This is a genomic window from Ruegeria sp. BHSB196, assembly GCF_059613135.1.
The window spans coordinates 41,827-62,959 of the sequence record NZ_JBXWRY010000007.1; the positions used below are offsets into that span (position 1 = coordinate 41,827).

Genomic DNA, 21,133 nt, shown 5'->3' on the forward strand with positions numbered 1-21,133 from the left:
TGGGTCTCTGGAGCGGGTAACGGGAATCGAACCCGTAACTTAAGCTTGGGAAGCTCGCGTGATACCTTTTCACCATACCCGCGCTCCGGAGCATCCGAATACGCAATCGCCCCGGTTGCGTCAAGCGTCGCGGCGGGCCTGAAACAGGTTGATGGTGGCGGGAATCCGGACGCCTTGCCCGGTGTCGCAGGGTTCCAGTGCCTCTCGAACGTCGTCCTGAATGGCCAGCATGTCGGCTTCGGTCCCTTCGAAATGCGCGATGACCCGCGCGGCCGGCCCGAGCCGTGTACAGAGCGCCGCGGCATCGTCGAGGGTTCCGGGCGGTGTCAGATGGATGTGGAAAGCTTCGGCACGAATGTCGGCCAGACCGGCATCGCTCATCAGGCTGACGACCCTGTTGCGGTCATGGAAGGCAAGCGGGCCGGGGGCGTTGCGATCGACTTTGGGCGGATGGCCAAGGCGCGAGGTGGCGGCGACATGCGGGATGCGGAACCAGGGGTTCCCCGACAGTTCCCCCCAGGCGGCAAAGGTCATCTGGCCGCCGGGTTTCAAAGCGCGCGCCATGTTCCGGAATGCCGCGGCCGTGTCGCTGAAGAACATGACGCCAAAGCGCGAGATCGCGGCGTCCCAACCGCCGGGTGGAAAGGCGTCGGTCTGGGCATCCGCAAGCCGGAAGGAGGCGTTTTCTGCGCCAGCATCCCTTGCCCGCACACGCGCACGCTCCAGAAAGGGTTCCGATATGTCCACGCCTTGGACATGGCCGCCCGGACCGACCAGACGTGCGGCCCGCAGCGTACTGTCACCCGTACCGCATCCGATGTCCAACACCCGCATGCCTGCGGCCAGACCCGCCCGACCGAACAGCAGATCGAGAACCGGGGCAAAGGCCGCGTCGATCCGGTCTTCGTAGGTCAGCCATTTCGCCCCGGACGCCGATCGACCCCAGTACTCCGCTTGTTCCAGATTGTCCTTGTGCATGATCGTCCCCCTCTCGGGGGCCGACTATGCCCGCCGACGACGGCGGCGGCCAGACTTGTCTTCGTCGCCGCCACCGGTGTTGAAGGACGGGGCCGGAAGCGAGACGACCTTGGCCAGTTCCGGGAACGGGTCTGATTTGTGCGGGATCGCGTTGGCGGCGACGAAATGTTCCTGGAACTTGGGTTCGATCGCGGTCTCGACCTTGGTGATTTCGCGGACCACCCGCTCGATCTCGGCCCGCGCGGCAATGTTGCAAAGGGCGATGCGCGCGCCAGTGCCGGCGGCGTTTCCGGCACTCGTGACCTTCTCGAGCGGGGCGTCGGGAATCATGCCCAGCACCATCGCGTGTTTGGTCGAGATATGCGCGCCGAACGCCCCGGCCAATACGATGCGATCAACCTTGTCCACGTTCATCTCGTCCATCAGCAAACGTGCGCCCGCATAAAGTGCGGATTTTGCCAGCTGTATGGCGCGGATGTCGCCCTGGGTCACGGTGATGCGCGGCCCACCGTCTGCGGTGGCGTCGTGAATCAGGTAGGCATGGGTGCGCCCCTCGGGGATGCAGCGGGCGCTGCCGGTCTGCTCGGCCGAGCCAATGAGGCCGCTTTCGTCCAGCAAACCGGCCAGGCGCATTTCCGCGACGGCCTCGATGATGCCCGAACCGCAGATGCCGGTGATGCCGGTGGTGGCGATTTCCGCCTCGAACCCGTCTTCGTCCGACCATTTGTCCGAGCCGATGACCCGGAACCGGGGTTCCTTGGTCACGGGGTCGATCTCGATCCGCTCGATGGCTCCGGGCGCCGCGCGTTGGCCCGAGCTGATCTGGGCCCCTTCGAAGGCGGGGCCGGTCGGCGACGAGCAGGCAAGCACCCGGCTCTTGTTGCCAAGCAGGATTTCCGCGTTCGTGCCCACATCGACGATCAGCACGAGATCTTCGGATTTGCCGGGCTCTTCGGACAGGGCCACCGCCGCGCAATCGGCGCCGACATGACCGGCGATGCAGGGCAGGACATAGACCTGCGCTCGGGCGTTCATGGCGGTCAAACCCAACTCGCGGGCGGGCAGGGACAGGCTTTCGGAGGTGGCCAGAGCAAATGGCGCCTGACCCAGTTCGACGGGATCGAGTCCGAGGAGCAGGTGGTGCATCACCGGATTGCACACAAACACGGTCTCGACGATCAGGTCGGGGGCGATGCCTGCCTCGTCCGCGATGGCTTGCGTCAGATCGTTGATGGCCTCGCGCACCGCGGCGGTCATTTCCCGGTCGCCGCCGGGGTTCATCATCGCGTAGGACACGCGGCTCATCAGATCCTCGCCAAAGCGGATCTGCGGGTTCATCAGCCCCGAGGATGCCTTGACCTCGCCGGTATCCAGGTCCGTCAGATGGGCGGCGATCGTCGTCGAACCCAGGTCGATGGCCAGGCCGAAAAGGCCGCCTTCGTGCAGCCCGGGCCAGATTTCGACGATTCGGGCGGTCGTGTCCTTGTGCCCTTTGTGCAGGGCGACGGTGACTTCCCACTTGCCCTTGCGCAGAACCGGCTGGAGTTTGGCCAGAAGCGGCAGGTCCGCAGTCACCGCCTCAATACCCCATTGCTGGCGCAAGGCGCGCTCCAGCCGCTCCAGGTCGCCGGTGGGCGAGTGCATGTCGGGCTCTTCCACGACCACGAAGTACAGGCGGGTGGCCGGATCCATGGTGATCGCGCGCGCCGTCGCCGCCTTGCGGACCACCTGTCTGTGCACCTGGCTTTCGGGGGGCACGTCGATCACCACATCGCCCTGGACCGTCGCTTGGCACCCCAGCCGCCGCCCCGGTTTCAGCCCGCGCTTGTCGTCATACCGCTGCTCGACCGCGTTCCACGCGCTGAGCGCGTCCGTCTTGACGGTCACGCCATGCTTGGGAAACTCGCCATAGGAGGGCGTGATCTGGCATTTGGAGCAGATCCCGCGCCCGCCGCAGACCGAGTCCAGATCCACGCCGAGCTGGCGCGCGGCGGTCAGGATCGGGGTGCCGACCGGAAAACGGCCGCGTTTGCCTGATGGAGTAAAGACGACAAGTGGATCGGTGGTCATGGAGTGTCTGCCTTTGGTGTTCGCGCGTCTGCCGCGCAAGATATGGGTTTGTGGGAAAAGGGAAAGGGCGTTGAACGGCAGGTTTTGAACCTGTTGCGTCGTTTTTGCACCGCCAAGCCGAACGTCGCGGATCGGATCGGTTCTCCGCACCGGGTCGGTCCGTCGACGCGGAAACCGGGCAGGGGGCTTTCCCTCGGCCGGAAACCATGCCATAGGGTCACCGCCAAACGGGGTTTTGCATGGGAATGAGAAATGCAGATTCGTGAGGCTCTCACCTTTGACGACGTTCTACTGGTTCCGGCGGCTTCGTCGGTGCTGCCGTCCACCGCAAACACGGTGACGCGGGTCACGCGCGAAATCAGCATGAACATCCCTTTGCTCAGCTCGGCCATGGATACGGTGACCGAATCGCGCATGGCGATCGCCATGGCGCAGGCGGGGGGCATGGGCGTGATCCACAAGAACCTGAGCGTCGAGGATCAGGCGCGCGAGGTCCGGCGGGTCAAGCGTTTCGAATCGGGGATCGTCTACAACCCCGTCACTCTGCGCCCCGACCAGACGCTGGCCGACGCCAAGGCGCTGGTCCAGCGGTACAACTTCACCGGGTTTCCGGTGGTTGACGATGGCGGCCGGGTGGTGGGCATCGTCACCAATCGCGACATGCGCTTTGCGACCTCGGACGACACGCCCATCCGGGTCATGATGACCTCGGACAACCTTGCGATGCTGAAGGAACCTGCGGACCTGGAAGAGGCCAAGAGCCTGATGAAGGCCCGCCGGATCGAGAAACTTCTGGTGGTCGATGGCGGCGGCAAGCTGACCGGTCTGCTGACGCTCAAGGACACCGAACAGGCGGTGCTGAACCCCTCGGCCTGCAAAGACCGTCTGGGGCGGCTCCGGGTTGCGGCGGCGACCTCGGTCGGGGATTCCGGGTTCGAGCGGTCCGAAGCTCTGGTCGACTCCGGGGTGGACATCATCGTGGTCGATACGGCCCACGGCCATTCCGCCGGTGTGCTGGATGCCGTCAAACGGGTCAAGACCCTGTCGAACGAAGTACAGATCATCGCCGGCAATGTCGCGACGGCGGAGGCGACCAAAGCCCTGATCGACGCCGGCGCCGATGCGGTCAAGGTCGGCATCGGGCCGGGCTCCATCTGCACGACCCGGATGGTGGCCGGGGTCGGCGTGCCGCAACTGACCGCGATCATGGACTGCGCCGAAGCGGCCGGCGACGTGCCGGTCATCGCCGACGGCGGCATCAAGTTCTCGGGCGATTTCGCCAAGGCCATCGCGGCCGGTGCGTCATGTGCCATGGTCGGTTCGATGATCGCGGGCACCGACGAAAGCCCCGGAGAAGTGATCCTGTATCAGGGGCGGTCCTTCAAGTCCTACCGGGGCATGGGCAGTCTGGGAGCCATGGCGCGCGGCTCGGCGGATCGGTATTTTCAGAAAGATGCCGCAAGCGACAAGCTGGTGCCCGAGGGGATCGAAGGCCAGGTGCCCTACAAGGGGTCGGCCAGCGCGGTGATCCATCAGCTCGTCGGCGGTCTGAAGGCGGCGATGGGATACACCGGATGCGCCAATATCGAAGAGATGCGCAACAACTGCCGTTTCGTTCGGATCACCGGTGCGGGGCTCAAAGAAAGCCATGTGCATGACGTGCAGATCACCCGCGAAAGTCCGAACTATCGCGCCGGCTGACATCATGCGTTGTGATGTGGCCGATGCCGGGCGGGATGCTGGAGCCTCAACAGAACGGGCATTTCAATGACGCCGGGCGCCCGCGTTCAGGCCGCAATCGAGATACTGGATGACATCCTGTCCGGCGCACCGGTGGAAAAGGCACTGACGGGATGGGCGCGCCGCAGCCGGTTTGCAGGGTCCGGGGATCGCGCGGCAATCCGCGATCACGTGTTCGACGCCTGGCGGTGCAGGCGCAGTTTTGCGGCCCTCGGCGGGTCCGAGACCGGGCGTGGCCTTATGCTGGGCGCACTGCGCTCTGCCGGAACGGACCCGGCAACGCTGTTTACCGGCGAACGCCATGCGCCTCGGCCCGTTCAGGATCATGAAGCCGGTCGCCAGCCCGAGCCGGGCGGCGAGGCCAATGACCTTCCCGATTGGATCTGGGACCGGTTCCAGAACAGCCTCGGTGCAAAGGCGCAGGCTGCCGCGCAAGCCCTGCGCAAACGCGCGCCCGTGCATCTGCGGGTCAACCGGCGCAAATCGGACAGGGCCGGCGCGGTCGAGGCGTTGCTGCGGGAGGATATCGTCACGCGGCCACATCCGGCCTGCGATACCGCGTTGGAAGTCGTGGACGGCGCCCGGCGGATCGGCCGCAGCACGGCCTACCGCACCGGTCTTGTGGAGCTGCAGGACGCGGCCAGCCAGGCGGTGGTTGCGCTGCTGCCGTTGCGGGAGGGCATGCGCGTGCTGGACTATTGCGCCGGAGGCGGCGGCAAGACCCTCGCCCTGGCCGCAGATGACAGTATCGAAGTCTTCGCCCATGATGCTGCGCCCGTGCGGATGAAGGATCTGCCGGAGCGGGCGGACAGGGCCGGCGTGCGCATCACCCTGTTGGACAGCGCCGAACTGGACGCTCAGGCTCCGTTCGACCTTGTTCTGGCCGATGTCCCGTGCTCGGGCAGCGGCGCGTGGCGGCGGGCGCCGGCCGGAAAATGGACGTTGACGCCGGAACGGCTGGCGCAACTCGGCGCGCTTCAATTGCAGATCCTGTCGCAGGCCGCTGATCTGGTGGCCGAGCGCGGCTTGCTGGCGTACGTCACCTGCTCGATGCTGCGCGAGGAAAACGACGCCGTCATCGAACAATTCTTGGAGCGCAATCCGGATTGGAGCGAATCCATCCGCAATCGCTGGTTGGTTTCCGAGGGAACCGATGGTTTCTTCACCTGCCACTTGACGAGGTAGTGCGTCAGATTTAGCAACCTTGGGTAGAGTAATGTTAAGCCCGGTTTAACCTTCGTGACGCGAGATACGTGCGACAACGCCGACGAACGGAGTCTCGCAGTGACTGCAATTGCCAATTCGGCATCCACGAAAAGAAACTGGTGGCTCACGCCGCGATTGCGTGCCGTGATCCTGGTCGTTCCGATTGCGCTATTGCTGATGTCTGCAGTGTTCGCGGACATCCCAGACCGTTTCCGGTTCGCGATCATGGCCGCCGGTGCATCTCTGTCTTTGGTTGCCCTCTTTGTCGGGATTCGCTTCGGGCATGAGGCTTGGCGTATGGCGGCGGCGCGTGATCTTCTGGCCGAAATGGCCGAACGCGACATCGCGCCTGTATTCGTGACCGATCGCCAGGGGGCGGTGGTTTCCGCCAATGCCGCCGCGAGGGACCGTTTCAGCTACGCACCTGGCGCAGTTCTTTCGCGTGTGCTGCGCGCGGCGATCCCAAATCCGGAATCACTCCTGTTGCGCCTGCAAAGACGGGCGTCGTCACAGGGGCGCGCCAGCGAAGAGGTTGCAACCCGAAAGGATGGTTTTCGGGTCCAGGTCGATGATCTTGGCCACGGTGTTTTGCGCTGGCGAATAGGAGTCAACGAAGGCGCCGCCGATGCAGAGCACCAATGCGCCTTGCCCAGCCTCATCGTCGGTCGATCCGAGAAGGTTCTGTCCATGAACGCTGCGGCGAAAGACCTGATTCAACGCGATCTCCGGTCTCTGGATGCAGTGTTTCCCGATCCGCAGGGCAAGACCGGCCGCTTCCGGCACGCGCATACCGCGAACGGTCCGGTGCCGGTGATCGTGCTGGAAAAGCGGAAAACGGGGGCTTTTCGTGAATTGACTCTGCTCCCCTTGGAACCGGACGAAGTGGGCCAGCCAGGTCCGACATTTGCCGAACTGCCGATCCCGCTGATGCGCCTGTCCGTCGATGGCAGGATCCTTGAAACCAACCGCCTTGCGGACCAGCTTCTGGGCGGGAAACCTCCACCGGATGCCGGAATCGATCAGGTCATGCAGGGATTGGGCCGGCCGATCCGCGACTGGCTGCGCGAAACGCTGGATGAAACAGCGGCACCACGGTCGGAATTCCTGCGGCTCTCGCGCGCCGACAGGGAAACCTTCGTGCAGGTCACGCTGAGCAGGGCGTTGCGGTTCGGTGAAGAAAACCTGATTGCCGTGCTCAACGACGCGACCGAACTCAAGACTCTCGAGGCGCAGTTCGTTCAAAGTCAGAAGATGCAGGCGGTCGGCCAACTCGCCGGTGGGGTCGCCCACGATTTCAACAACCTCCTGACCGCGATCTCGGGGCATTGCGATCTGCTTTTGTTGCGTCATGACGAGGGGGATCCGGACTATGCAGATCTCATCCAGATCAACCAGAACGCGAATCGGGCCGCCGCGCTGGTCGGGCAACTGCTGGCCTTTTCGCGCAAACAGACGCTCCGCCCCGAAACTCTGGATCTGCGCGACACGCTTTCGGATCTCATCCATCTTCTGAACCGGCTGGTCGGGGAGAAGGTCACGCTGGTTCTCAGTCACGATCCGGTGCTGAAACCGGTGCGGGCCGACAAGCGGCAACTGGAGCAGGTGCTGATGAACCTGGTGGTGAATGCCCGCGACGCAATGCCCAACGGGGGCGAAATCCGGATTGAAACCGAAGTCATTGCTCTGGACAGCCCGCAGAAACGCGACCGGGCCCTGGTCCCGGCCGGGGAGTACGTGCAGGTCAGGGTGATCGACGAGGGTGTCGGAATAGCGCCGGACAAGCTCCAGAAAGTGTTCGAGCCCTTCTACACGACAAAGCGGACAGGAGAGGGCACGGGGCTCGGCCTGTCCACCGCCTATGGCATCGTGAAACAGACCGGCGGGTTCATCTTCGTCGACAGTACCGAGGGCAAGGGTACGGTATTTTCGCTGCTTCTGCCCGTCTGGCAAAGCTCGGGCGAAACCGACCCGGTATCCGAGGCACCGGCGGCTGCGCCCCTGTCGAAGCATGGCGAAGGGGTCGTCATGCTGGTCGAGGATGAAGCATCGGTGCGGGCCTTCGCGTCCCGCGCGCTCCGGATGCGCGGCTATACCGTGATCGAGGCCGAGTCCGGTGAGGAGGCCCTGGACATCCTGTCCGACCGGGATCTGGTCGTGGACGTGTTCGTGACGGATGTGGTCATGCCGGGGATGGACGGACCGACCTGGGTGCGGCAGGCCCTGGTCGATCGCCCGCAGGTGCGCGTCGTCTTCGTGTCCGGCTATGCCGAGGGCGCGTTCGGCGAGACCGAGCCGGCCATTCCGAATTCGGTCTTTCTGCCGAAACCGTTTTCCCTGGTGCAACTGACCGACACCGTGTTCCAACAGCTCAACTGAGCGACCCCCGCGTTGGCCGCGCCGTGCCGGTCTATCGCGCGGCCTCGTGCAATGCGAACTCCGCCGCGCATTCGGCGCGATAGCGGGTTTGCACGTCTGGCGAGAGCGACAGGGGCATCTGGGGCGAGACGTTTTCCTGTGTCAGTTCAATCGTCGTGCCCAGGCGATCCTGCAGGAAATCCAGAACCCCGGCCTGGTTCTCGTATTTGAACACATGCGTGGCGCGGACGCCGCCGGGGCGGGGCGTCAGAAACCTGGCCTGGCTGCCGACCCGTGCAAAGGGCGGGGGCTCCTTCTGCATGTAGGCGGTCACGAAGTCATCGAAATTCATGCCTTGTGTCGAGGTCGGCTTGCCGTTCAGATACGGGCGCTGCCGGTACCGGTACCAACTGCCCAACCAATCGACCGGTTCGCGGATCACCGCCAGGACTTCGAACTCGGCATCGAACAGGCGTGAGAACATGGTGCGAAAAAAGCGGTCATAGCGATAAAGCGTTGCGTGTTTCAATTCGGGCGGGCCGGCGATCACAATGTCGGCGCGGCTGCGCAAAGCGGTCTGATAGGCTGTGGATCCGGTTTTGGGGACCGCCAGCATCACAAGACGTTCCTTAAAGAAAACAAGCATCTCGGCCCCGGATTTGAACTAGTCGCACTGTCGAAGACTGCCGTAAAGAACTCCTTAACTCAATTGCAGAACACTCCGGTCTGGAAGTTTTGAGTTGAAATGTTCTCTTTTTGGTCTCATAAGGAACAAGAGGCGAACAAAGCAGTGATTGCCGCCCGGCCAAGGGTGTGACAAAAGGAAAGCGACAGGACAATGGCGGATCTTCTGACGATGAGCAGCAAGCAGAACGCGGACAAGCAAAAGGCGCTCGACAGCGCGCTGGCCCAGATCGAACGCCAGTTCGGCAAGGGTTCGATCATGAAACTGGGCGGCGACAATGTCCTGCCGGAAATCGAGGCCAGTTCGACGGGGTCGTTGGGGCTCGACATCGCATTGGGGATCGGCGGGCTCCCGATGGGTCGGATCGTGGAAATCTACGGGCCGGAAAGCTCGGGCAAGACCACGCTCACCCTGCATTGCATTGCAGAACAGCAGAAACGCGGCGGTGTTTGCGCCTTCGTCGATGCCGAACATGCGCTGGACCCGCAATATGCCCGCAAGCTGGGCGTCGACCTGGACGAGCTGCTGATTTCGCAACCCGATACGGGCGAGCAGGCGCTGGAAATCACCGATACGCTGGTGCGCTCGGGCGCGGTGAACATGGTGGTGGTGGACTCGGTGGCGGCTCTGACGCCGAAATCCGAGCTTGAGGGCGACATGGGCGACAGCAGCGTCGGCGTGCAGGCCCGGCTTATGAGCCAGGCCATGCGCAAGCTCACGGGCTCGATCAGCCGCTCGAACTGCATGGTGATCTTCATCAACCAGATCCGCATGAAGATCGGCGTTATGTTCGGCAGCCCCGAAACCACCACGGGCGGCAATGCCCTGAAATTCTACAGTTCGGTCCGTCTCGACATCCGCCGCATCGGCTCCATCAAGGACCGCGACGAAGTGGTCGGCAACCAGACCCGTGTCAAAGTGGTCAAGAACAAGGTTGCACCGCCGTTCAAGCAGGTCGAATTCGACATCATGTATGGCGAGGGCATTTCGAAGACCGGCGAGCTGCTGGATCTTGGCGTCAAGGCCGGCGTGGTCGAGAAATCCGGCTCTTGGTTCAGCTATGGCGACGAACGGATCGGGCAGGGCCGCGAAAACGCCAAGCAGTACCTGCGCGAAAACGCAACCGTGGCGCTGGAGATCGAAGACAAGATTCGGGCCGCCCACGGGCTGGACTTCGACATGGCCGCCGGGTCCGAAGAGGACGACATCCTCGAAGCTTGAAGAACGCTGAAGGGAACAGCAGAAATCCCCCGGTTTCTTGCGGGAAACCGAGAATACCCGGAACAAGGCGGCCCATCCCGGCCGCCTTGTTTCGTTCGGTCACGCCAATTCTGTGGACTATCCCGGGGCGGGGGGCTAAACCGTCGCGGAACCTTACGACTGTGCGTTGAGAGAGCCTTATGCCCACGCTGAACGAAATCCGCTCGACCTTTCTGAACTACTTTGCCAAGCAGGGGCACGAAGTGGTCGCCTCCAGCCCGCTGGTTCCGCGCAACGACCCGACTCTGATGTTCACCAATTCCGGCATGGTTCAGTTCAAGAACCTGTTCACCGGCGTGGAAACCCGTGACTACAAACGCGCCACCACCGCCCAGAAATGCGTGCGGGCCGGCGGCAAGCACAACGACCTCGACAATGTCGGCTACACCGCGCGTCACCACACCTTTTTCGAGATGCTCGGCAACTTTTCCTTCGGAGACTATTTCAAGGCCGAGGCGATCCCGTTTGCTTGGGAACTGATCACGCGCGATTTCGACATCGACAAGAACCGGCTTTGGACCACGGTCTATCACACCGATGACGAGGCATTCGACATCTGGCGGAAAGTCGGCGTGCCCGAAGACCGGATCGTGCGCATCGCCACCAACGACAATTTCTGGCAGATGGGCCCCACTGGCCCATGCGGACCGTGCACCGAGATATTCTTCGACCACGGCGAGCATATCTGGGGCGGTCCTCCGGGATCGGCCGAAGAGGACGGCGACCGGTTCATCGAGATCTGGAACATCGTCTTCATGCAGAACGAACAGTTCGAAGACGGGTCGATGGTCGAACTGGACATGCAGTCGATCGACACCGGCATGGGGCTGGAACGGATCGGGGCGCTGCTCCAGGGCAGCCACGACAATTACGACACCGACCTGTTCCGGACGCTGATCGAAGCCTCGGCCAATGTCACCAATGTCGAGCCCTACGGCGATCAGAACGTGCATCACCGGGTTATCGCCGATCACCTGCGTTCGACCTCGTTTCTGATCGCGGACGGGGTGATGCCGTCAAACGATGGGCGCGGCTACGTGCTGCGCCGGATCATGCGCCGCGCGATGCGCCACGCGCATCTGCTTGGCGCCAGGGATCCGGTCATGCATCAACTGGTTCCGACCCTGGTGCAGTTGATGGGCGGGCATTATCCCGAACTCGGTCGGGCGCAGATGCTGATCGAAGAAACCCTGCTGCTGGAGGAAACCCGGTTCAAACAGACGCTGGATCGGGGCCTGCGGCTGCTGGACGATGAACTCGCCACCCTTCCCGAGGGCGAACCCCTGCCGGGCGAAGCGGCCTTCCGCCTGTATGACACATACGGGTTCCCGCTGGATCTGACGCAGGACGCCTTGCGCGAAAAGGGCCGGACCGTGGATACCGACGGGTTCGATGCAGCCATGGCCGAACAGAAGGCCAAGGCGCGCGCGGCCTGGGCAGGATCGGGCGAGGCGGCGGACAACGCGGTCTGGTTTGACATACTCGATGCCCATGGGGCCACCGACTTTCTGGGGTATGAAACCGAGATTGCCGAAGGGCAGGTGGTGGCGCTGGTCGTGGACGGCGCAATGGTGGACAGGATCGAGGCCGGGCAGACGGGCTGGATCGTCACCAATCAGACGCCATTCTATGCCGAAGCCGGGGGGCAGGTCGGCGATTCCGGCACCATTCGCAGGATCGAGGATCGCGAACACGCCGCCACGGTCGCGGACACGAAGAAGTTTGCCGACGGCAAGGTCTTTGCCCATCTGGTGACGGTCGAAGCGGGTTCGATCTCGACGGGGGATGCGGTCGAACTGGAGGTCGATCACGACCGCCGAACGGCGATCCGGGCCAACCACTCGGCGACGCACCTGCTGCACGAGGCGTTGCGCGAAACGCTGGGCGATCACGTGGTGCAGCGCGGATCGCTCAATGCCGCCGACCGCCTGCGCTTCGATTTCAGCCATTCCAAGGCCCTGACCGAGGAGGAACTGTCGAGGGTCGCGGACGAGGTGAACAGTTTTATCCGCCAGAACAGCAAGGTGGAAACCCGGATCATGACGCCGGACGATGCCCGCGCGATCGGCGCGCAGGCGCTGTTTGGCGAGAAATACGGCGACGAGGTGCGCGTGGTCTCGATGGGCCGGGCCGACACGGGCAAAGGGCAGGACGGCCAGACCTACTCGATCGAGCTTTGCGGTGGTACGCACGTGCGCCAGACCGGCGACATCGGGACGTTCGTCCTGCTGGGCGACAGCGCCTCCTCGGCGGGTGTGCGCCGGATCGAGGCGCTGACCGGGGCGGTGGCTCTCGACCATCTGGCCCGGGAATCGGCACGGCTTTCGGAAGTGTCCGGTTTGCTGAAGGCGCAGCCGCAGGATGTCGTCGATCGGGTCAAGGCGCTGATGGACGAACGGAAGACGTTGCAGAACGAAGTCGCCCAACTCCGCCGCGACCTGGCGCTGGCGGGTGGAGCCGGCCAGGGCAGCGCGACGGAAGCGCGCGAAATCAACGGCATCCGGTTCGTGGCACAGGTCTTGTCCGGCGTGTCGGGAAAGGATCTGCCGTCCCTGATCGACGAACACAAGGATCGCCTTCGGTCGGGCGCGGTGCTGCTGATCGCCGACACCGGTGGCAAGGCCGCCGTGGCGGCGGGCGTCACGCCCGATCTGACCGACCGTCTTTCGGCCGTCGATCTGGTCAAGGTGGCGGTAAGCGAACTGGGCGGCAAGGGTGGCGGTGGCCGGCCCGACATGGCGCAGGGCGGCGGCAAGGATGCCGCCAATGCGGCTGCGGCGATATCCGCGGCGGAACAAGTGATTGGAGGTTGAGATGGGCGCACTCTGGATCGCACATGTAACGGTGACCGACGCAGAAGCCTATGGCAAATATGCCGAACTGGCCGGTCCGGCGATAGCGAAACACGGGGGCAGTTTCATCGCGCGGGGCGGCCGCTATGTCCAGCTCGAAGGCAAGGACCGGCCGCGGAACGTCGTCGCCCGGTTCCCCTCGGTGGAGGCCGCGGTTGAGTGCTACAACTCTCCTGAATACCAGGCGGCCCTGGACCATGCCCGCGGCGCGTCCGAACGGGAGCTGCTGGTCGTGGAAACGACGGACTGAACCGATCGCCCTCGGAATCGTCGTGATCGAGGCCCGGCAAATGCCGGGCTTTTTTTGCGCGAGCGTCCGAGGAACGATACAAAACACGAGCCCTTGACCAGATTGTTGCCAGAATTGTTCTTGGATCAGCCACATTTCATTGCCGATTTCCGCCATTTTTGAGCCGCACCACTAAGGCGGGGCTGCTTTGAAACACCATCTGGGGCGCGTTTGGCGTGTTTCCTGCATCCGTGTCTCCGAGGCAGCCCGTGCGTTGGGCTGAAAAAAGGTGCTGCCATGACCGTTGCCTCGACCCGCCGACCGGCCAGAGAACGTTTTCTTGTATTCAAGTCGTGCGTGATGGCCTTGGTCACTTGCGCTGCGATGGGTCTCGGGCACGGCGCTGCAGCTTCAGAAGGCGCATATTTGAAGATCTCGGCCTCGTTCCCGCCGCCCAGCGGCGCCAAGGGTCTTTGTCAGACTTACACTTGGGCCTGTGCCACGGCGACGAACCGGCGCGTTTCCGAGGCGCAGGAAATGAGCCTCGTCCACGCCGTGAACCGGCGCGTGAATGCCACCACGCGTTCGATCACGGACCAGCGTCAGTATCGAACCCAGGAAAAATGGGCCTTGCCCACCACTCGGGGCGGCGATTGCGAGGACTTCGCCCTGCTCAAGAAGCGGGAACTGGTCAATATGGGACTTGATCCCAGGAGCCTGCTTCTGGCCACGGTACTGGATCGGAGCCGGAGCGCACATGCCGTTCTCATCTACCGATCGAGCAAGGGCGACTTCGTTCTCGACAACCTGACCAACCAGATCAAACCGTGGCGCAAGACAGGTTACGTGTTCCTCAGAATGCAGGATCCGCGCCAACCGAAACGGTGGGTGGGTGTCTCAAACAAGCTTTGACCGAGATTGACCGAAGAAAAAAGCGCGCCTCGAGGCGCGCTTTTTTCTGTTTGATTTCTGATTGACGGTCCAAAAGACCGGGCAAATCAGTGGTTGGGGCTGCCTTCGCCGGCACCGTTCGCGCCGCCGCCGTGGCCGCCACCGTGCCCGCCGCTGCCATGGCTACCGCCATGCCCGTGCCGACCATGACCGCCGTCGCCGGATTCGTCGTCATTGGCACCGTGGCCCCGGCCTGGGCTGGCACCTTCGCTGCCATTGCCGCCGCCGTTGTTGCCCTGGCCACCACCGAACTTGCCGCCGTAGCCGCTGCCACCGCCGCCGAACTTGCCGCCGAAACCGCCATTGCCGCCGCCGTTGCCACCGCCGTTGCCACCGCCGTTGCCGCCGCCGCCGCCATTGCCGCCGCCGCCGTTGCCACCACCGTTGCCGCCGCCGCCGCCATTGCCGCCGCCGTTGCCGCCGCCGTTGCCGCCGCCGTTGCCGCCGCCGTTGCCGCCGCCGTTGCCGCCGCCGTTGCCGCCGCCGTTTCCGCCGCCGTTGCCGCCGCCGTTGCCGCCGCCATTGCCGCCGCCGTTGCCGCCGCCGTTGCCGCCGCCATTGCCGCCGCCATTGCCGCCGCCGTTGCCACCGCCATTGCCGCCGCCGTTGCCACCGCCATTGCCGCCGCCATTGCCGCCGCCATTGCCGCCGCCATTGCCGCCGCCGTTGCCGCCGCCGTTGCCGCCGCCGTTGCCGCCGCCGTTGCCGCCGCCGTTGCCGCCGCCGTTGCCACCACCATTGCCGCCGCCGTTCCCGCCGCCGTTGCCGCCGCCATTGCCACCGCCGCTTCCGCCGCCAACATCTCCGCCGCCGCTTCCGCCACCGTTGCCGCCGCCGCTTCCGCCGCTGGCAACACGACCGTCGCGACCGCCGTCACCACCTTCGTTGCCGATCCCAGGAATGGTTCCGGTCGGAAGGTCGCTCAGCAGGGCCGCGAATTGCGGGCAGGCGTTTTGGGTTCTTTCGAGGATGTCGTCAAAGTCCGAACGCCGCTGGATATAACGCAGCATCCGATCCTGAACGACGCTACAGGCGCAAAGGGTTTCCGTCGAAACCGACTGGCGCGCCGTGCCAACGGTACATCTTTCACCATCGGCGTAGCTCCCGGACGCAATCAGCGTCATGGATGTGGACGCCAACACCAGGGACAAAAACCGCGACTTCGCACTCATTACCTACACTCCGTTATCACCGCTTTACCAACTCGCCCGAATCTTGTGCGAGCTTCGGTTGCCACATTGTGGTCAAACTTATTGCACCCTTTCAACTTAAACCTGTCATGAGGGCAAGGTTCAAATTTCTTAAAGCTTCACCCCAATTCGCTTTTTCTCTTGAGAAAATGACATCTTAAATGCCGGTTCCTGCGGTCCGAACGCACTCCAGTTGTAGTCCGCAAAGACACAATCAAACGAAAATGAGGGCATTGTAACCGATTCGTAACAGAGATTTTTTGGCCCCAGCTACGCCGATTTGGCCATCCGCTTACGCTCGTGCGGGTCCAGAAAGCGTTTGCGCAGGCGGATCGCGTTGGGGGTCACTTCCACCAGTTCATCGTCATCGATATAGGCAATGGCCTCTTCCAGCGAGAACTGGACATGCGGCGTCAGACGCACGGCATCGTCCGAGCCGGACGCACGAATGTTGGTCAGCTTTTTGCCCTTGAGCGGGTTCACTTCCAGATCGTTGTCCCGCGAATGCTCCCCGATGATCATCCCCTGATAGACATCGGTCTGCGGTCCGAGGAACATGCGGCCGCGCTCTTCGAGGTTCCAGAGCGCGTATGCGACCGCCTGGCCGTTCTCCATCGAGATCAGGACACCGGCCCGCCGCCCCGGGATCGGGCCTTTGTGCGGGGCCCAACCATGAAAGACACGGTTCAGAACACCCGTGCCGCGTGTGTCCGTCAGGAACTCGCCGTGATAGCCGATCAGACCGCGCGACGGCACATGCGCGATGATCCGGGTCTTGCCGGCGCCCGCCGGGCGCATTTCCACCAGTTCACCCTTGCGCGCACCGGTGATCTTTTCGATGACCGAGCCGGAATATTCGTCATCCACGTCGATCGTGACTTCCTCGATCGGTTCGAGTTTCTGCCCGTTCTCCTCGCGAAACAGCACCTGCGGACGCGAGATGCTGAGCTCAAAGCCCTCGCGGCGCATGTTTTCGATCAGCACGCCCATCTGCAATTCGCCACGGCCCGCGACCTCGAACGCTTCGCCGCCGGGCGTGTCCGAAACCTGGATGGCCACATTCGATTCGGCCTCCTTCATCAGGCGTTCCCGGATGACGCGCGACTGCACCTTCTTGCCGTCCCGGCCGGCCAGCGGCGAGTCGTTGATGCCGAAGGTCACGCTGATCGTCGGCGGATCGATGGGTTGAGCGGGCAGGGCTTCACTGACCTGCGGGGCAACCAGTGAATCCGCGACGGTCGCCTTGCTCATGCCGGCGATGGTTACGATGTCGCCGGCTTCGGCCAGGTCGATGGGTTGCTGGCCGAGCCCGCGAAAGGCCAGGATCTTGGTGGCGCGGAAGGTCTCGATCTGCGTCCCGTCGCGGCTCAGCGCCTTGACCGTCTCGCCGGCCTTCAAGGTGCCGCTTTCGACGCGGCCGGTCAGGATGCGGCCGATGAACGGGTCGTTGCCAAGCGTGGTGGCCAGCATCCGGAACGGTTCGTCCTTGCGCGCCGCCTGTCCGGGCGAGGGAACGTGATCCACGATCAGGTCGAACAGCGCCGACAGATCCTTGCGCGGGCCGTCCAGCTCCATATCGGCCCAGCCCGAGCGGCCCGAGGCATACATGGCCGGAAAATCCAGCTGGTCATCGTCGGCCCCCAGGTTGGCGAAGAGATCGAAGCATTCATCCAAAGCCCGGTCGGGCTCGGCGTCCGGCTTGTCCACCTTGTTCAGAACCACGATCGGACGCAGCCCCAATGCCAGCGCCTTGGAGGTGACGAACTTGGTCTGCGGCATGGGCCCCTCGGCCGCGTCCACCAGCAGCACGACGCCATCCACCATAGACAGGATGCGCTCCACTTCACCCCCGAAATCCGCGTGGCCGGGCGTATCGACGATGTTGATTCGCGTTCCGTTCCATTCGACGCTGGTGCATTTCGCCAGGATGGTGATCCCGCGTTCTCGTTCCAGGTCGTTGCTGTCCATGGCCCGCTCGGCGACGGACTGGTTTTCCCGGAACGCGCCGGATTGTTTCAGCAGCTCATCGACCAGCGTCGTCTTGCCGTGATCCACATGAGCGATGATTGCAATGTTGCGCAGGTCCATGACAGGTCAGCCTTAGAACGGGGAGTTGGCCCGGCGCATAGCGCGGCGCGTCGGAATATGCCAGCGCAAACGCGCTCAGTGATGGGCGGTCTGCGAAAAAAGATGAATCACCAGAATCCCGCCGATGATCAGGGTCAGGCCTGCAATCGCGGGCCAGTCCAGCCGCTGACCGAACACGACAAACCCGATCAGCGCGATCAGAACGATTCCAAGACCGGACCAGATGGCATAGACGATCCCCACCGGCATGACCTTGAGCGTGAGGGCCATCAGGTAGAAGGCGAATCCGTATCCGACGACGACCAGCACCGAAGGCCACAGGCGCGTGAACTGCTGGCTGGCCTGCAGGGCCGTCGTTCCGATGGTCTCCGCCATCACCGCGAGCAGAAGAATCAGATAGGCTTTGGGCATACCGATACCGCCAGAAGGATCAATCGTCGCGGCAGCTTGAACACGAACTCCCGGAATGCGGCAAGAAGAATCTGAATTGTAACCTGTTCGTAATGCTTCCTTGAGATTCGACCCGCACATTCGAGAAAGGTCAGGGAAACCAGACTGGCGCAAAAGGTCGAAAGCAACTAAAACTAAAGACGTTTAATAAGTTTACTATTTTAGCGAGTTTGAGATGACGCCTTTTGCAAAGACGGTCATTCTGGTTTCAGCCTTGGTCGTGGTGCTTGGGTGGCTTGCAGGCGGGGGGTCCGCCAACAGTGATGCAGCCAAAAATGTTGTGCGGGTAGAGATTATCAAGGTTTGAGCACGACACGACCGATTGGGAAAGGGGTCTTCGGACCCCTTTCTTCTTGAATTCCGAGCTTCTTGAGTTCCTTGTCGGTCGATGGACCGGGCTACTGGCTTTCCTTGGCTTTCGCCGCCGCCCGGTGTTTCGACAGCTTGCCGATCAGGAACTGCCGGGCCTTGCGCTCGGCCAGGCGCACACGGATCTCGGTCAGGTAGGCTTCTTCCAGCGATTGCGACGCCGCGGCCAGAACCTCGCCCACTTCCACGAACAGCCGGTCCTGGCCGGTTTCGTCCATCACCTTCAACGTGTCCTCGGCCAGTTTGGCGGCCAGGGTGTCGAGCGTGCCGGCCATCAGCGTGTCGTCTCGGTCAGGCGGCGTTTGACATAGTCGGTCACGTTCGAAATCAGCGTGTCCATGTGCTGATCCCGGAAGAAGTGGTCGGCGCCCTCCACCTCGGTATGGGTGATGGTGATGCCCTTCTGCTCGTGCAGCTTGTTGACCAGCGCGGTCGTGTCGGCCGGTGGCGCGACCCGGTCCGCGGTGCCGTTGATGATCAGGCCGGAGGAGGGGCAGGGGGCGAGGAACGAAAAATCGTACATGTTGGCCGGGGGCGAGACACTGATGAAGCCGGTGATCTCGGGCCGGCGCATCAGCAGCTGCATTCCGATCCAGGCCCCAAAGGAAAAACCGGCCACCCAGCAATGCTTGGAGTTGTTGTTCATGGACTGGAGATAGTCCAGCGCCGACGCGGCATCGCTCAATTCACCGATACCCTGATCATACTCGCCCTGGCTGCGCCCCACGCCACGGAAATTGAATCGCAACACGGTAAAGCCCATGTTGTAGAAGGCATAGTGCAGGTTGTAGACGACCTTGTTGTTCATGGTCCCCCCGAATTGGGGGTGCGGATGCAGCACTATGGCGATCGGTGCGTCTTTTTCCTTTTGCGGGTGATAGCGGCCTTCCAGTCGGCCTTCGGGTCCGGGAAAAATCACCTCGGGCATGTGTGCTTTGGTCCTGTCTGTCTTTGGTGCGGTGCCGGGATAATCTTGACGGTATCCGTCAGGCGCCTTAGAACGGTTCTAATCGTGGATGCGTCGCAGTGTTGCGCCGCCAGTGGGAGATACGCACTGGCCGCGACCACGTCAATGATTTCGCGCAATTGAGGTCAGGGGAATCGAATATGAAGCTGTCGACCAAAGGCCGTTACGCTATGGTGGCTCTGGCCGATATTGCGCTTCAGCCGCGGGACGCTCTGGTGACTCTGGGCGAGATCTCCGACCGGCAGGACATTTCGCTTCCCTATCTGGAGCAGCTGTTCGTCAAGCTCCGCCGCGCCGAACTGGTGGCTTCGGTACGGGGGCCGGGCGGGGGATACCGGCTGGCCCGGCCGGCCTCGGAGATTCGGGTGGTCGAGGTATTGGCCGCGGTGGATGAAACGGTCGATGCCATGCACAAGGGGGCCGGCGCATCGGGCGCGTCCTCGGGCAGCCGCGCGCAATCCCTGACCAACCGGCTTTGGGAAAGCCTCAGCGCGCATGTCTATGTCTTCCTGCATCAGACCCGGCTATCCGACGTCATCAACAATGACCTGGCCCCGTGCCCGGCGGTGCCCAGCCTGTTTTCCGTCGTGGACGATTGACCTCGCGGCGCGTGACTTTCGTCAATGCGCCCTAATTTGACCTGCGAAAAAAGATGCATCCATGAAACGCGTTTACCTTGACCACAATGCCACCGCGCCGCTCAGGCCCGAGGCGCGTCAGGCCATGATTTCGGCGATGGAGCTTTGCGGAAACCCGTCCTCCGTCCACGCCGAAGGCCGCGCCGCCAAGGCGCTGATCGAAAAGGCGCGCGGGCAGGTGGCCGAGGCCGTCGGATGCCGGCCCCAGGAGGTGATCTTTACCTCGGGGGCGACCGAGGCCGCGCGGGTTCTCGGGCAGAGACTCGAAGGGTGTGACGTGTTCGTGGACAGCACTGCGCACGATGCGCTCTGGTCGTATTTCGACATGACGAACGCGGCGGCGCGGCCGCATGGCCCCGGACATACGCTGGCCATGGGTTTGGCCAATTCGGAAACCGGCATCGTGACTGTGCCGCCCGACAGGATCGACGGTCAATGGCCGTTCGGCGCATACCGGGCCGACTGGTTGTTGCTGGATATCACCCAGGCGGTTGGGCGCATCCCGTTTTCCTTCGCATGGAGCGGCGCCGACATGGCCATTCTGTCGGCGCACAAGATTGGCGGTCCAAAGGGCGTCGGCGCGCTGATCCTGCGGCAGGGCGTAGATATCGAGCCTCTGGCCAGCGGCGGCGGTCAGGAGATGGGCCGCAGATCCGGAACGGAAAACGTGTTGGGAATCGCAGGCTTCGGCGCCGCAATTGAAGCGGCCGCACGTGAACTGGCGGACGGTACCTGGGACGAAGTGGAAAAACTTAGAAACATTCTAGAAAATCTTCTTGTGGACTCGGCAAAAGAGACTATTTTTGTCGGAAAAGACGAGAAGCGGCTTCCGAATACCTCGTGCATCATCACCCCCGGCTGGAAAGGGGAAACACAGGTGATGGCGATGGATCTGGCCGGGTTTGCCGTTTCGGCGGGGTCGGCCTGTTCCAGCGGCAAGGTCAAGAGCAGCCGGGTTCTGGCGGCGATGGGGTATGGCGAGGTCGAGGCGGCAAGCGCCATTCGCGTGTCGCTCGGGCCGCAGACGACGGAAGAAGACATACTGCGCTTTGCCGAAGCCTGGCTGAAGCAGCGGAACAAACATCGCGCCAGAGCGGCGTGAACA

17 protein-coding genes and 1 tRNA gene are annotated in these 21,133 nt (G+C 63.2%); 9 read left to right on the forward strand and 9 right to left on the reverse strand.

Annotated features, from left to right (window positions below; all coding sequences use genetic code 11):
• Window positions 1-8 precede the first annotated feature (8 nt).
• The 3 genes from AC2FNJ_RS06195 to AC2FNJ_RS06205 form a co-directional block, all read right to left on the reverse strand.
• Window positions 9-82 (reverse strand) — tRNA-Gly (locus AC2FNJ_RS06195).
• A gap of 38 nt (window positions 83-120) precedes the next feature.
• Complete coding sequence (locus tag AC2FNJ_RS06200; protein ID WP_496763271.1) at window positions 121-978, reverse strand: class I SAM-dependent methyltransferase; 858 nt, start codon at window positions 976-978, stop codon at window positions 121-123.
• Window positions 979-1,002: 24 nt separating this feature from the next.
• The gene (locus AC2FNJ_RS06205; RefSeq protein WP_496763273.1) at window positions 1,003-3,048 is read right to left on the reverse strand and encodes an ASKHA domain-containing protein; all 2,046 of its coding nucleotides are present in this window, start codon (window positions 3,046-3,048) and stop codon (window positions 1,003-1,005) included.
• Between the two features lie 252 nt (window positions 3,049-3,300).
• On the opposite strand from AC2FNJ_RS06205, the gene guaB reads away from it, so the two are divergent.
• The 3 genes from guaB to AC2FNJ_RS06220 all read left to right on the forward strand — a co-directional run bounded on the left by guaB (window position 3,301) and on the right by AC2FNJ_RS06220 (window position 8,370).
• On the forward strand, window positions 3,301-4,749 hold the full coding sequence (gene guaB, locus AC2FNJ_RS06210) for an IMP dehydrogenase (RefSeq protein ID WP_496763274.1): 1,449 nt from the start codon (window positions 3,301-3,303) through the stop codon (window positions 4,747-4,749).
• 66 nt (window positions 4,750-4,815) lie between these two features.
• On the forward strand, window positions 4,816-5,973 hold the full coding sequence (locus AC2FNJ_RS06215) for an RsmB/NOP family class I SAM-dependent RNA methyltransferase (RefSeq protein WP_496763276.1): 1,158 nt from the start codon (window positions 4,816-4,818) through the stop codon (window positions 5,971-5,973).
• 198 nt (window positions 5,974-6,171) lie between these two features.
• Window positions 6,172-8,370: an ATP-binding protein gene (locus tag AC2FNJ_RS06220; RefSeq protein WP_496763362.1), complete on the forward strand. Its 2,199-nt coding sequence runs from the start codon at window positions 6,172-6,174 to the stop codon at window positions 8,368-8,370.
• 31 nt (window positions 8,371-8,401) lie between these two features.
• Here AC2FNJ_RS06220 and AC2FNJ_RS06225 read toward each other — a convergent pair whose 3' ends face one another.
• Window positions 8,402-8,995: a gamma-glutamyl kinase gene (locus AC2FNJ_RS06225; RefSeq protein ID WP_496763278.1), complete on the reverse strand. Its 594-nt coding sequence runs from the start codon at window positions 8,993-8,995 to the stop codon at window positions 8,402-8,404.
• Between the two features lie 192 nt (window positions 8,996-9,187).
• On the opposite strand from AC2FNJ_RS06225, the gene recA reads away from it, so the two are divergent.
• From recA to AC2FNJ_RS06245, 4 genes are all read left to right on the forward strand, one after another.
• Window positions 9,188-10,255, forward strand: coding sequence for a recombinase RecA (recA, locus tag AC2FNJ_RS06230; RefSeq protein WP_496763279.1), 1,068 nt, complete (start codon window positions 9,188-9,190; stop codon window positions 10,253-10,255).
• Window positions 10,256-10,434: 179 nt separating this feature from the next.
• A complete protein-coding gene (gene alaS, locus AC2FNJ_RS06235) occupies window positions 10,435-13,107 on the forward strand; it encodes an alanine--tRNA ligase (RefSeq protein ID WP_496763280.1) in 2,673 nt (890 codons plus the stop codon).
• A 1-nt stretch (window position 13,108) separates the two neighbouring features.
• Window positions 13,109-13,396, forward strand: a complete 288-nt coding sequence (locus AC2FNJ_RS06240) for a DUF1330 domain-containing protein (RefSeq protein ID WP_496763282.1) — start codon at window positions 13,109-13,111, stop codon at window positions 13,394-13,396.
• A 276-nt stretch (window positions 13,397-13,672) separates the two neighbouring features.
• Window positions 13,673-14,287 (forward strand): transglutaminase-like cysteine peptidase, encoded by a 615-nt coding sequence (locus AC2FNJ_RS06245; RefSeq protein WP_496763284.1) that lies wholly within the window; start codon window positions 13,673-13,675, stop codon window positions 14,285-14,287.
• A gap of 86 nt (window positions 14,288-14,373) precedes the next feature.
• Here the strand turns inward: AC2FNJ_RS06245 and AC2FNJ_RS06250 are convergent, their stop codons facing one another.
• The 5 genes from AC2FNJ_RS06250 to AC2FNJ_RS06270 all read right to left on the reverse strand — a co-directional run bounded on the left by AC2FNJ_RS06250 (window position 14,374) and on the right by AC2FNJ_RS06270 (window position 19,351).
• Window positions 14,374-15,450 carry a hypothetical protein gene (locus tag AC2FNJ_RS06250; RefSeq protein WP_496763286.1) on the reverse strand — a complete coding sequence of 359 codons (1,077 nt, stop codon included), beginning with the start codon at window positions 15,448-15,450 and terminating at the stop codon, window positions 14,374-14,376.
• Window positions 15,451-15,786: 336 nt separating this feature from the next.
• Window positions 15,787-17,604, reverse strand: coding sequence for a translational GTPase TypA (typA, locus tag AC2FNJ_RS06255; protein ID WP_496763288.1), 1,818 nt, complete (start codon window positions 17,602-17,604; stop codon window positions 15,787-15,789).
• 75 nt (window positions 17,605-17,679) lie between these two features.
• The gene (locus tag AC2FNJ_RS06260) at window positions 17,680-18,015 is read right to left on the reverse strand and encodes a DMT family transporter (protein WP_496763290.1); all 336 of its coding nucleotides are present in this window, start codon (window positions 18,013-18,015) and stop codon (window positions 17,680-17,682) included.
• 437 nt (window positions 18,016-18,452) lie between these two features.
• Window positions 18,453-18,698 (reverse strand): hypothetical protein, encoded by a 246-nt coding sequence (locus tag AC2FNJ_RS06265; RefSeq protein WP_496763292.1) that lies wholly within the window; start codon window positions 18,696-18,698, stop codon window positions 18,453-18,455.
• Window positions 18,698-19,351 carry an alpha/beta hydrolase gene (locus tag AC2FNJ_RS06270; RefSeq protein WP_496763293.1) on the reverse strand — a complete coding sequence of 218 codons (654 nt, stop codon included), beginning with the start codon at window positions 19,349-19,351 and terminating at the stop codon, window positions 18,698-18,700. The genes AC2FNJ_RS06265 and AC2FNJ_RS06270 overlap by 1 nt, the downstream gene beginning before the upstream one ends.
• A 179-nt stretch (window positions 19,352-19,530) precedes the next feature.
• On the opposite strand from AC2FNJ_RS06270, the gene iscR reads away from it, so the two are divergent.
• The gene (gene iscR, locus AC2FNJ_RS06275; protein ID WP_496763294.1) at window positions 19,531-19,989 is read left to right on the forward strand and encodes a Fe-S cluster assembly transcriptional regulator IscR; all 459 of its coding nucleotides are present in this window, start codon (window positions 19,531-19,533) and stop codon (window positions 19,987-19,989) included.
• A gap of 61 nt (window positions 19,990-20,050) precedes the next feature.
• On the forward strand, window positions 20,051-21,130 hold the full coding sequence (locus tag AC2FNJ_RS06280) for a cysteine desulfurase family protein (RefSeq protein ID WP_496763295.1): 1,080 nt from the start codon (window positions 20,051-20,053) through the stop codon (window positions 21,128-21,130).
• Window positions 21,131-21,133: the final 3 nt, after the last annotated feature.

What these genes read in the sequence shown, in the direction of transcription:
- AC2FNJ_RS06215 (WP_496763276.1), top strand. Translation starts at nt 4,816, where the DNA reads ATGACGCCGGGCGCCCGCGTTCAGGCCGCAATCGAGATACTGGATGAC.
- AC2FNJ_RS06245 (WP_496763284.1), top strand. Translation starts at nt 13,673, where the DNA reads ATGACCGTTGCCTCGACCCGCCGACCGGCCAGAGAACGTTTTCTTGTA.
- AC2FNJ_RS06250 (WP_496763286.1), bottom strand. Translation starts at nt 15,450, where the DNA reads ATGACGCTGATTGCGTCCGGGAGCTACGCCGATGGTGAAAGATGTACC.
- AC2FNJ_RS06220 (WP_496763362.1), top strand. Translation starts at nt 6,172, where the DNA reads ATGTCTGCAGTGTTCGCGGACATCCCAGACCGTTTCCGGTTCGCGATC.
- alaS (WP_496763280.1), top strand. Translation starts at nt 10,435, where the DNA reads ATGCCCACGCTGAACGAAATCCGCTCGACCTTTCTGAACTACTTTGCC.
- AC2FNJ_RS06280 (WP_496763295.1), top strand. Translation starts at nt 20,051, where the DNA reads ATGAAACGCGTTTACCTTGACCACAATGCCACCGCGCCGCTCAGGCCC.
- AC2FNJ_RS06200 (WP_496763271.1), bottom strand. Translation starts at nt 978, where the DNA reads ATGCACAAGGACAATCTGGAACAAGCGGAGTACTGGGGTCGATCGGCG.
- AC2FNJ_RS06205 (WP_496763273.1), bottom strand. Translation starts at nt 3,048, where the DNA reads ATGACCACCGATCCACTTGTCGTCTTTACTCCATCAGGCAAACGCGGC.
- AC2FNJ_RS06260 (WP_496763290.1), bottom strand. Translation starts at nt 18,015, where the DNA reads ATGCCCAAAGCCTATCTGATTCTTCTGCTCGCGGTGATGGCGGAGACC.
- iscR (WP_496763294.1), top strand. Translation starts at nt 19,531, where the DNA reads ATGAAGCTGTCGACCAAAGGCCGTTACGCTATGGTGGCTCTGGCCGAT.
- AC2FNJ_RS06265 (WP_496763292.1), bottom strand. Translation starts at nt 18,698, where the DNA reads ATGGCCGGCACGCTCGACACCCTGGCCGCCAAACTGGCCGAGGACACG.
- recA (WP_496763279.1), top strand. Translation starts at nt 9,188, where the DNA reads ATGGCGGATCTTCTGACGATGAGCAGCAAGCAGAACGCGGACAAGCAA.
- AC2FNJ_RS06225 (WP_496763278.1), bottom strand. Translation starts at nt 8,995, where the DNA reads ATGCTTGTTTTCTTTAAGGAACGTCTTGTGATGCTGGCGGTCCCCAAA.
- AC2FNJ_RS06270 (WP_496763293.1), bottom strand. Translation starts at nt 19,351, where the DNA reads ATGCCCGAGGTGATTTTTCCCGGACCCGAAGGCCGACTGGAAGGCCGC.
- AC2FNJ_RS06240 (WP_496763282.1), top strand. Translation starts at nt 13,109, where the DNA reads ATGGGCGCACTCTGGATCGCACATGTAACGGTGACCGACGCAGAAGCC.
- typA (WP_496763288.1), bottom strand. Translation starts at nt 17,604, where the DNA reads ATGGACCTGCGCAACATTGCAATCATCGCTCATGTGGATCACGGCAAG.
- guaB (WP_496763274.1), top strand. Translation starts at nt 3,301, where the DNA reads ATGCAGATTCGTGAGGCTCTCACCTTTGACGACGTTCTACTGGTTCCG.